The organism is Janthinobacterium sp. NKUCC06_STL (genome assembly GCF_019345455.1).
Classification (GTDB): Bacteria; Pseudomonadota; Gammaproteobacteria; order Burkholderiales; family Burkholderiaceae_D; genus Janthinobacterium; species Janthinobacterium rivuli.
The window spans coordinates 205,720-216,438 of record NZ_JAHKQY010000008.1 but is presented as its reverse complement, the minus strand read 5'-3'; the positions used below and the strand labels follow the sequence as shown (position 1 = coordinate 216,438).

8 protein-coding genes are annotated in these 10,719 nt (G+C 62.9%); 5 read left to right on the top strand and 3 right to left on the bottom strand.

What is annotated here, in order from left to right; translation table 11 throughout:
• Positions 1-173 precede the first annotated feature (173 nt).
• Complete coding sequence (locus KO539_RS22800; protein ID WP_219311897.1) at positions 174-2,639, top strand: IPT/TIG domain-containing protein; 2,466 nt, start codon at positions 174-176, stop codon at positions 2,637-2,639.
• 158 nt (positions 2,640-2,797) lie between these two features.
• Positions 2,798-3,205 (top strand): 4-oxalocrotonate tautomerase family protein, encoded by a 408-nt coding sequence (locus KO539_RS22795; protein ID WP_176389135.1) that lies wholly within the window; start codon positions 2,798-2,800, stop codon positions 3,203-3,205.
• Here the strand turns inward: KO539_RS22795 and KO539_RS22790 are convergent, their stop codons facing one another.
• The 3 genes from KO539_RS22790 to def all read right to left on the bottom strand — a co-directional run bounded on the left by KO539_RS22790 (position 3,206) and on the right by def (position 5,735).
• A complete protein-coding gene (locus KO539_RS22790) occupies positions 3,206-4,108 on the bottom strand; it encodes a LysR family transcriptional regulator (protein ID WP_219311895.1) in 903 nt (300 codons plus the stop codon). It abuts the gene before it with no gap.
• Positions 4,109-4,138: 30 nt separating this feature from the next.
• Complete coding sequence (gene fmt / locus KO539_RS22785; protein ID WP_219311894.1) at positions 4,139-5,095, bottom strand: methionyl-tRNA formyltransferase; 957 nt, start codon at positions 5,093-5,095, stop codon at positions 4,139-4,141.
• Positions 5,096-5,192: 97 nt separating this feature from the next.
• Positions 5,193-5,735: a peptide deformylase gene (gene def / locus KO539_RS22780; protein WP_099403342.1), complete on the bottom strand. Its 543-nt coding sequence runs from the start codon at positions 5,733-5,735 to the stop codon at positions 5,193-5,195.
• Between the two features lie 306 nt (positions 5,736-6,041).
• Here def and dprA point away from each other — a divergent pair, with 306 nt between their 5' ends.
• From dprA to KO539_RS22765, 3 genes are all read left to right on the top strand, one after another.
• Positions 6,042-7,145 (top strand): DNA-processing protein DprA, encoded by a 1,104-nt coding sequence (gene dprA / locus KO539_RS22775; RefSeq protein WP_219311892.1) that lies wholly within the window; start codon positions 6,042-6,044, stop codon positions 7,143-7,145.
• A gap of 94 nt (positions 7,146-7,239) precedes the next feature.
• Positions 7,240-7,704, top strand: a complete 465-nt coding sequence (locus tag KO539_RS22770; protein ID WP_034749287.1) for a DUF494 family protein — start codon at positions 7,240-7,242, stop codon at positions 7,702-7,704.
• 273 nt (positions 7,705-7,977) lie between these two features.
• On the top strand, positions 7,978-10,641 hold the full coding sequence (locus KO539_RS22765) for a DNA topoisomerase III (protein WP_035824548.1): 2,664 nt from the start codon (positions 7,978-7,980) through the stop codon (positions 10,639-10,641).
• The last annotated feature ends 78 nt before the right edge of the window (positions 10,642-10,719 follow it).

The following is a 10,719-nucleotide window of genomic DNA, read 5'->3' as shown; positions in this document are numbered from 1 at the left end:
TCAAAACCAATTGAATCAAAAGCATTAATAGTTGTCTTTAGGAATCGAATTAACCCATAATATTGGTTCTTCGAAATTAAATTCTCACCAAAAGTCACCAATATGTCACATTTATCTCGTGTCCTCCCCGGCATCGCGCTGCATCAACATGGTTGCCAGCCATGAAAAACCATTTGCTTGTAGCATTGTTTGTCATGCTGGGCCTGTCCGCCTGCGGGGGCGGGGGCGGTGGTGGTGGCGACACGGTGGTGGCGACCACCTCGGGTACGCCCGTCCTGATTCCCGCCGTGACGGCCGTCTCGGCGGCGAATGTCGCCATCGGTGGCAGCCTGGTGGTGACGGGCACGAATCTGAGCCGTGTGACGGCTTTCCAGGTGGGTGGCGTGAACGTTGCCGCCAGTGCCAGCAGCGACACCAGCGTGACTCTGGCCATGCCGGGCGTGCCCGTCACGGGCGCCTTGAGCCTGGTCAGCGCCAGCGGCACGGCGGCCACCGGCTATAACGTCACTGTGTACCTGCCATTGAGCGTGGGCAGCGTCGCACCGGCGACGGGCGGTGTCGGTTCCAGCGTGACGATCACGGGCGCCGGCATGGGCGCCGTGACGGCGGTGCAGTTTGGCAATGGCGCGGCGGCAACGCCGCAAAGCCAGACGGCCAGCAGCGTGACGGTGCTGGTGCCTGCGGGCGCCGCGACTGGCGCGCTGACGGTGCGCGGTCCCTACAACGATGTCGCCAGCGGCGACGCATACACGGTCCTGGCCAGCGTGGCGGTGACGTCGATCACATCGGCCGTCAACGGCACGACCTTGTCGGTGACGCTGCAGGGCAGCAATCTCGACCAGGTCAGCTCGGCTTCGGTGGGCAATACGCCGGCCGTCATCGTCAGCGCCAGCACCAGCCAGTTGCTGCTGTCCGCGCCAGCCTCGGCAACGGGCAACGTGATGCTGTCGGCCGCGTCGCGCATCGCCGTGAATGCGGGCACGGTGTCGGCCTTTACCCTGGGCAGCATTGATTTCGCGCAAGTACTGAATTTGAACGCCAGCAATACGGCCTTGCGCCTGACGCGCGGCAAGCCGGCCGCCGTACGGGTGTCCGTGCTGGGCACGCAAGTGGGCCAGACCAGCCCGGCTGTCACCTTGAATGCGACGGCCGCCAATGGCAGCAATCTGGGCAGCATCGCGATGACGGGGCCGGCGCTCTTGCCGGCGACGAAGAACGATGACAGTTTCAACGGCAATTTCAGTGCCGTCCTGCCTTCCGGCTGGATCTTGCCCGGCGTGCGCGTGCGCGTGACGGCCGTCGGCAATGACGGCGTGCAAGTGAGCCAGGAAGCGGCGCCCGTGGTGGCCAGCCTGGCCAAAATTCGTCTGGTGCTCGTGCCCTTGAGCACCGATGATGGCGTGGCGCAACTGCCTGACGCCGAGGTAATCCGTGCTGCGTTGCTGCGCGTGTATCCGTATGCGACGGAAAATATCAGCATCACCACGCGCACTGCGCTGAGCATGCCAGGCAGCAGCACGGCCGACAGCTGGTGGAGCGATGCCCTGGGCAAGCTGGAAAACCAGCGCGCGCTGGAAGACAGCGGCGCCTATTATTATGGTTTCGTGCCGAAGATGTCCGTCAACAACGCCGCCGGCCTGGCCTACATCAACCAGCGCAGCAGCGGCAGCGACTTTACGTCGGCCATCGGCCTCGATGCCCATTCCAACCGCATCGCAGCGGTCGACCCCTTCGGCAATCAATGGCCTCTATGGCTGACCACGCTCGTGCATGAGCTGGGCCACAACCACTCGCTGCAGCACGTTGCCTGCGGCGGTCCAGCCAATGCGGCTCCCGACTACCCGTATGCCAATGGCGATCTGGGCCCGCAAGCGCTGTACAACAGCAACTACGCGGGCAGCATCGGCCAACTGAGCAAGGCAGTCTACGGCAACACGCCGATGAAGGACGTGATGAGCTATTGCAGCGGCGCCTGGTTCTCCGACTACAGCTATGCGCGGGTGCAGCAATTCCTGGAAAAACGCAGCACGCAAGTTACGGGCAGCAATGTGCTGGCCGCCAGCATGTCCGTGGCCGAGAATGGCTATCTGACGATTTCCGGCCGCATCACGCCATCGGGCGTGGGTCTGCGTCCTGCCGTTGCTTCGTCGGTGCGCATCGGCGTCGCTGCCAGTGGCAGCGGCCATGCTTATACCTTGCGCGTGCTGACGGCGTCGGGGCAGACTATCGACTTGCCCTTCGATGCCGTCTCCGTGGCCGACCATGGCGGTAACGCCATGAGCCATTTCCGCGTCAGCTTCGCCAACCCGGGCGACATCAGCGACGTGCAAGTGCTGCAAAATGGCAAGGCTTTAGCCAAGCTGGAGCGCCCGGCGCGCCGCAGCAAGGTCGCCGCCAACGATGCCACGTTCGATGCGACACAAAGCGGCGGCAAGCTGGCGCTGGTCTGGAATGCCCAGTCGGAACCGTACGCCGCCGTGCTGCACGTGGCCGCCGATGGCCGCAAGACGGTGGTCGCCACTGACTTGACGGGTGGCAAAGCCAGCGTCGACGTGAGTGCCTTGCCGGCCGGCGGCCGTTTCGAGGTCAGCCTGTCGTCGTCCGTGGGCGCACGCCTGATGAAGGTGCAGCGCCGCTAAGCCAGGGCGCTGGATGCAACAAGGGCTTGCCGCGGCAAGCCCTTTTTTTATGTGCGCAGCATTCGTGCGCAAACTGCACAGATCCTGTGCCGGGCGCAGGCTGCCATTTCTCATCCCGCCTGCCTAGAATGGGACTTCATCCACTTGCGGAGCATCCCATGCCCATCCTGAACCTGCGTTTGTCCACCGCGCCCGATGCGCGCCAGTCGGCCGCCATCGCCGCCACCCTGAGCCAATTGACGGCGCAGCTGCTGCACAAGGCGCCCGAACTGACGTCGGTGGCGATCAGCCATCTTGACGCGGCGCACTGGTTTGTCGGCGGGCCATCCTTGCAAGCGCAAGGCAAGGCCAGTTTTTTCCTCGATATCCTGATCAGCGATGAAACGAATACGGCCGCCGAAAAGGCCGCGTATATCGCTGCCGTGTTCGCCGCCATGCGGGAGTATCTCGGCGCCTTGCATGACGTCAGCTACATCCACGTGCATGACGCGCGCCAGGCGGCCTGGGGCTACGGCGGCCTGACGCAGCAGTTCCGCGCCGTGCGCAAGGTGCTGCAGCAGCCGTGATCAATCCCAGCGGCGATCTTGATAGTGTTGCACGGCAAAATCGATGAAGGCCCTGACCTTGGGCGACAGCTGGCGGCTGTGCGGATACAGCGCGTACAGGGTGCGTGGACGCAAGGTGTAGCCGGGTAGCACTTCCACCAGCTGGCCGCTGCGCAGCGCGTCGCGCACGATGAAGGCGGCCGCGCCGGCAATCCCCATGCCGCCCACGGCCGCCTCGCGCAAGGCGACGCTGGTATTGGCTTGCAGGCTGCCGCGCACGGCCACCTTGTGCGCGGCGCCGTCGCTATCCGTGAACGACCACTCCGCCGGCTTCTCGCCGGAGGTGTATATCAGGCAATTGTGCTGCGCCAGCTCTTGCGGCGTGGCCGGATGGCCATGGCGCGCCAGGTAGGCGGGCGAGGCGACGGCCACCGTGCGGCTGCTGGCCAGCTGGCGCGCCACCAAGGTGGAATCGGGCAAGCCGCGCGCCAGGCGCAGCGCCACATCGAAGCCATCGTCGATCAGGTCGACGATGCGGTCATTGCAGACCAGGTCGATGTGGATGTGCGGGTATTGGCGGGAAAAATCGGGCAGCCAGGCGGCCAGTTCCAGGGTGCCGAAAGCCATCGGCGCATTGATGCGCAGGCTGCCGGACGGCTGCGCCTGGTGCATGGCGACGGCGCGGTCGGCCGCGTCAAGGGCGTCGAGGATGTCGCGGCTGGCCAGGTAGTATTCCTGGCCGGCGGCCGTCAGGGCGAAGCGGCGCGTGGTGCGGTTGAGCAGCTGGGCGCCCAGCTGGCTTTCCAGCTGGCGGATCTGGCGCGAGACGATGGAGTGGGATATGCCCAGCGCGGCGCCTGCGGCCGTGAAACTGCCCAGTTCCACGACGCGGCGCAGGGCGCGCAAGGCGGTCAGCTGGTCCATGGGCGCGTGCCGCCGGTAGCGATTGCCGGCTTAAACGAAGCGTTTGCCGTCGAGGGGGAAGCCCTTGATGAACTCGGCCGCGGGCAAACGCTTGCCGCCCGGTTTTTGCAGTTCCGTCAGACGCAGGGAGCCATTGCCGCAAGCGACGACGATGCCGTGCTGGGCGTCGGCCGCCAGCACCTGGCCGGGCGCTTCCTTGCTGTCCGCTTCGATTACCTCGGCGGCCCAGATCTTGACGGTGGTGCCATCGACCTGGCCGCAGGCGCCGGGAAACGGATTGAAGGCGCGAATTTTCAGGCCCAGTTCCAGCGCCGGCAGGCTGAAGTCGAGCGCCGCTTCTTCCTTGGCGATTTTTGCCGCATAGGTCACGCCCGCCTCCGGCTGCGGCACGGCTTCGAGCGGTTGCTGCTGCATCTTGCGCAGGGTTTCGACGATCATCTTGCCGCCCAGGGTGGCCAGCTTGTCGTGCAGGCTGGCGGTGGAGTCGCCCGCTTCGATGGGCGTGCGCTCGATGGCCAGCATGGGCCCCGTATCGAGGCCTTCTTCCATCTGCATGATGGTCACGCCCGTTTCATCGTCACCGGCTTCGATGGCGCGGTGAATCGGTGCAGCGCCGCGCCAGCGCGGCAGCAAGGAACCGTGGATATTGATGCAGGGTTTGAGGTCGAGCGTGCTGCGCGGCAAGATCAAGCCATAGGCCGCCACTACCATGACATCGTAGTCCGTGGCCAGCAGGCGCTCGTGGGCCGCTTTCGCTTCGGCGGCGCGCTGCGGGTCCTTGCTGTCCATGCGCAGGGACAAGGGCTGCAGCACCTCGATGCCGTGCTGCTGGGCATACTGCTTGACGGCCGAGGCGTGCAATTGCATGCCGCGTCCGGCAGGGCGGTCGGGCTGGGTCAGCACCAGCGGAATCTCGAATCCCGCTTCGTGCAAGTCTTTCAGGGCCGTGGCGGCGAATTCAGGCGTGCCTGCGAAGATCACTTTCATATGGTTCCTTGACGTGAGGTGCGCAGGCCCGCGCCCGAGGGCGCCAGGCTGGCGTGGTAAGACGACTACTGTTGCTGCTTAGTCTATCAGCAGTAGCTTAGAAACGGCGGTTCTGTGCACGCAAGCTCGCTTCGCGCTCGAGACCACGGATTTCCTTGATCATCTTGGTCTTGATGCGGTTGCGCTTGAGCGGCGACAGGTATTCGACGAATACCTTGCCCAGCAAGTGATCCATCTCATGCTGGATGCAGACGGCCAGCAAGCCATCGGCTTCCAGTTCGAACTGCTTGCCGTGGCGGTCCTGGGCGCGCACCTTGATGCGGGCCGGGCGCTCGACGCCGTCGTAGACGCCAGGCACGGACAGACAGCCTTCGTCGTAGACCTGCTTTTCTTCGCTGGCCCAGGTGATTTCCGGGTTGACGAACACTTGCAGCTGGTTTTTCTCTTCGGTGGTGTCGATCACCATCATCTGGATGTGTTCGTCCACTTGCGACGCGGCCAGACCGACGCCAGGGGCGTCGTACATGGTTTCAGCCATGTCATCGATCAGGGTTTGCAGGCGCGCGTCAAATTCGGTGACGGGCTTGGCGACCGTGTGCAGGCGCGGATCGGGGTAACGCAGGATATTTAATATGGACATACGGATTCGACTGGTTAAGGTGGGCGCCGGTGCGCCGGATTATTCATGCCTGGGCCATGCGAACGATGGCAGGGCTATTTTATTTTTGAGTACGCTACGGTTGGGCGCGTGTGGCGCAACGGCGCGGCAGATGCGTTTGCCAGTGCGCTATTCGTTTGCTGCAAAGGGAAATTTTATCACAGACGCCCCTTTCCCTGTGGACGGCGGGCCGTTTTGCATGGCCATTGCACGCATTGTTGCGCGCGTCGGTATCGCGTGCGCGCCATGGCGCTAGCATGGGATGGCACCGTACACAGCGAGGTTGTCATGCATGCAATTGCAACGACGGCGGACACGGCCACGGAACTGGCGGGCTGGCTGCGCCTGCAGCACCTGCCCGGCGTGGGTCCCGTGGCGGCGCGCGCCTTGCTGGCCCGCTTCGGCTTGCCGCCGGCCATTTTCGCCGCATCATTCGAGGCCTTGCGCGAGGTGGTGCCGGCCAGCGTGGCGCGCGCCATCGTGCAGCCGCCCAAGTCGGTGGCCAACAGCCAGCTCGAACTCACCCTGCAATGGCTGCAGCGGCCCGGCAACGCCGTGCTGACCCTGGCTGATGCCGCGTATCCCCGGTTGCTGCTGGAAATCGCCGATCCGCCGCTCTTGTTATATGTGCGGGGGCGGGCGGAACTGCTGTCGCGTCCCGGCGTGGCCATCATCGGCAGCCGCAATGCCAGCGCGCAAGGCATGCAGAATGCGGCCGCCTTCGCGCAAGCCCTCAGCGCGGCAGGCTTGAGCATTATTTCCGGGCTGGCGCTGGGCATCGACACGCACGCGCACGAGGGCGGTTTGCGCGGTGCGGGCGGCACGGTGGCCGTGATCGGCACGGGCGCCGATCTGGTGTATCCGCGACGTAACCTTGATCTGGCGCAAAGAATCGCCGAACAAGGCTGCATCGTCAGCGAGTATGCGCTGGGTTTGCCGGCCATGCCAGGTAACTTTCCGCGCCGCAATCGCCTGATCAGCGGCCTGGCGCGCGGCGTGCTGGTGATCGAGGCGGCCGCGCAATCGGGTTCCTTGATCACGGCGCGCCTGGCCGGCGAGCAGGGACGCGACGTGTATGCCTTGCCCGGCTCCATCCATGCGACGTTGGCCAAGGGTTGCCATGCACTCATCAAGCAGGGCGCCAAGCTGGTCGAGTCGGCCGATGACGTGCTGCAGGAACTGCAATGGCTGGGCGGCGTTCCCCACGTGCCGCCAACGGTGGAAGACGAACCGCCGCTGCTGGCCGCGCTGGGCCACGATCCCCTCGACGCCGATACCCTGGCCGCGCGCAGCGGTCTGGCCATGGGAGAATTGATGAGCGAATTGCTGGCACTGGAGCTGGCGGGCCGGGTGGAACGCTTGCCGGGAGGACTGTTTCAACGCTGCAAATGACAGCTAGGCACTTGTGTGGCGGCCTTGCCGCACGGGGGCGCTTTGTCGGCGCGCACCCTTGTGTCGCAGCGAACTTAGCTGATAGAGTAGAGCCATGTTCGATATCCTGGTGTACCTCTACGAGACTTACTATCGCCCCGATGCCTGCCCCGAGCCGGCGGTCCTGGCGCGCAAACTGTCGGCCGTCGGTTTTGACGACGTGGAGATTTCCGAAGCGCTCGTCTGGCTGACGGACTTGAACGCCATGGCCGGCGTCGAACAGACCCTGACGGCCAGTTCCACGGGCACGCGCTTTTATGTGCAGCAGGAAAGCGACGTGCTGGGCACGGCCGCCATCGGCTTCATCCAGTTCCTGGAAAGCGCCAAAGTGCTCTCGCCCTTGCAGCGCGAAATCGTCATCGAACGGGCGCTGGCGCTCGACGAGGCGCCCGTGTCGCTGGGCAAGCTGAAAGTCATCGTGCTGATGCTGCTGTGGAGCCAGGGCAAGGAACCGGACGCCCTGATGTTCGACGACCTGTTTGTCGACGACGAAGATCTCCCGCCGCGCCTGCTGCACTAGTCCCTACACATCCCCGGCCGCACCTGGCGCCGCTGCCGCGCCATCTCCCTTACTATATGCTGCGGCACCGCGCACGCCAGACCATTCTGTTTGCGCCTGCGCATTCTTGCTTGCAGATAACTTGCCGAATTCTTCAATAGGCGCTTATCATTGGCCGCTTGACAAGACCACAAGTCACAAGGCCTTGCGCAGACAAAAGCGTCGGCGCCTGGCAATGCACTGTATGATGCGCATGCTGAAACTATCCTAGAGCATTTTTCGAGACCACAAAATATGACAAAAACCCTCATCATCGCCGAGAAGCCTTCTGTCGCGAACGATATCGCGAAGACGCTTGGCGGCTTCACCAAGCACGATGAGTACTTTGAATCGGATGAATACGTCCTGTCCTCGGCGGTCGGCCACTTGCTGGAGATCGCCGTACCGGAAGAATTCGACGTGAAGCGCGGCAAATGGAGTTTCGCGCACTTGCCGATGATTCCACCGTATTTCGCGCTGAACCCGATCGCCAAGACGGAAGCGCGTCTCAAAGTATTAAACAAGCTGATCAAACGTAAAGACGTTACCACCCTCATCAACGCATGCGATGCGGGGCGCGAAGGCGAGCTGATTTTCCGCCTGATTGCGCAAAACGCGAAAGCCAAGCAACCGGTCAAGCGCCTGTGGCTGCAGTCGATGACGCCGGGCGCCATCCGCGACGGTTTCTCGCACCTGCGCAGCGACGAAGAAATGCTGCCGCTGGCCGATGCGGCCCGCTGCCGTTCGGAAGCCGATTGGTTGATCGGCATCAATGGCACGCGCGCCATGACGGCGTTCAATTCAAAAGAAGGCGGCTTTTACCTGACGACCGTGGGCCGCGTGCAAACGCCAACCCTGTCCATCGTGGTCGAACGCGAAGACAAGATTAAAAAATTCGTGCCGCGCGACTTCTGGGAAGTGCGCGCCGAATTCGTCTGCGCGGCCGGCATCTATGAAGGCCGCTGGCTCGACACGAAATTCAAGAAGGACGAGAACGATCCCGAGAAGCGCGCCGAGCGCCTGTGGAGCAAGACGGCTGCCGATTCGATCGCCACCGCTTGCCGCGGCCGCCAGGGCATCGTCACGGAAGAATCGAAGCCGACCACCTCGATGGCGCCGGGCCTGTTCGACCTGACCAGCCTGCAGCGCGAAGCAAACTCGCGTTTCGGCTTCTCGGCTAAAAATACCCTGGGCCTGGCCCAGGCGCTGTATGAAAAGCACAAGGTATTGACGTATCCGCGTACCGATTCGCGCCACCTGCCGGAAGACTACATGCCGACCGTGCTGCAGGCGCTGGAAACGGTCAAGGAAAACAGCAATTACCACCAGTTTGCCAAGCAGATCATCGACAAGGGCTGGGTCAAGCCGAACAAGCGCATCTTTGACAACACGAAGATCTCGGATCACTTCGCGATCATCCCGACGACGATCGCGCCAAAGAATTTGTCCGAGCCGGAACAAAAATTGTATGACCTGGTCACGCGCCGCTTCATGGCCGTGTTCTTCCCGCCTGCGGAATTCCAGGTCACCACGCGCTACACGGAAGTGTCCGGCCATCAGTTCAAGACTGAAGGCAAGGTCATGACCAATCCGGGCTGGCTGGCCATCTACGGCAAGGAAGCCTCGACGGACGCCGACAAGGAAAGCAATGGCAACGGCAATCTGGTGCCAGTGGCCAAGGGCGAGAAAGTACAGACGGAAAGCGTCAACGCGAACGGCCTGGTAACGAAACCGCCTGCGCGCTTCACGGAAGCGACGTTGCTGTCGGCCATGGAAGGCGCCGGTAAATTGATCGACGACGACGAGCTGCGCGATGCGATGGCTGGCAAGGGCCTCGGCACGCCAGCGACGCGCGCGGCCACCATCGAGGGCTTGCTGACGGAACGTTATCTGATCCGCGAAGGCCGCGAACTGATCCCAACGGCCAAGGCGTCGCAGCTGATGACCTTGTTGAAAGGCCTGGGCGTCAACGAATTGACGGCGCCGGAGTTGACGGGCGAGTGGGAATACAAGCTGTCGCAGATGGAAAAAGGCAAGATTTCGCGCGAAGAATTCATGCGTGAAATCGCGCAGATGACGCAAATTATCGTCAAGCGCGCCAAGGAATACGACAACGACACGATTCCCGGCGACTACGCGACCCTGGAAACGCCATGCCCGAATTGCAGCGGCGTGGTGAAGGAAAACTACCGTCGTTTCGCCTGCACCAAGTGCGAATTCTCGATGAGCAAGACGCCGGGTTCGCGCCAGTTCGAAATCGCCGAAGTGGAGCAGTTGCTGAAGGACCGTACCATCGGCCCGCTGCAAGGTTTCCGCTCGAAGATGGGCCGTCCGTTCGCCGCCATCCTGCGCATCGTGCGCGATGAAGAGATCAAGAACTTCAAGCTGGAATTCGATTTCGGCCAGAACGACGAGAGCGAAGATGGCGAAGGCGTCGATTTCACGGGCCAGACGCCCGTGGGACCTTGCCCCAAGTGCAATGCCGGCGTGTACGAAATGGGCCTGGCCTATGTGTGCGAACACAGCATGGCCAAGCCGAAGACGTGCGACTTCCGCAGCGGCCGCATCATCTTGCAGCAGGAAATCTTGCCAGAACAAATGGCAAAACTGCTCAACGATGGCAAGACGGACCTGTTGCCTGGGTTCGTATCCCAGCGTACCCGTCGTCCGTTCAAGGCCTTCCTCGTGCGCGGCAAGGATGGCAAGGTGAGCTTCGAGTTTGAAGAGCGCAAGGCCAAGCCGGGCGCTAAGACGAAGGCGGCAGCCGTTGAGGCCGAAGGCGAAGAAGGCGCGGCGCCAGCGAAGAAAACGGCGGTCAAAAAGGCTGCCGTGAAGAAAGCGCCAGCGAAGAAAGCTGCGGCCGTGAAAAAGCCGGCCGCCAAGAAGGCGCCGGCGAAGAAAGCGGCAGCGGCGGAGTAATCTAGCCTCAGCCAGACAAAAGCCAGGGATGTCCCTGGCTTTTTTTACGTCCCGATTTTTTTGGCGTTAGTCTGGCGC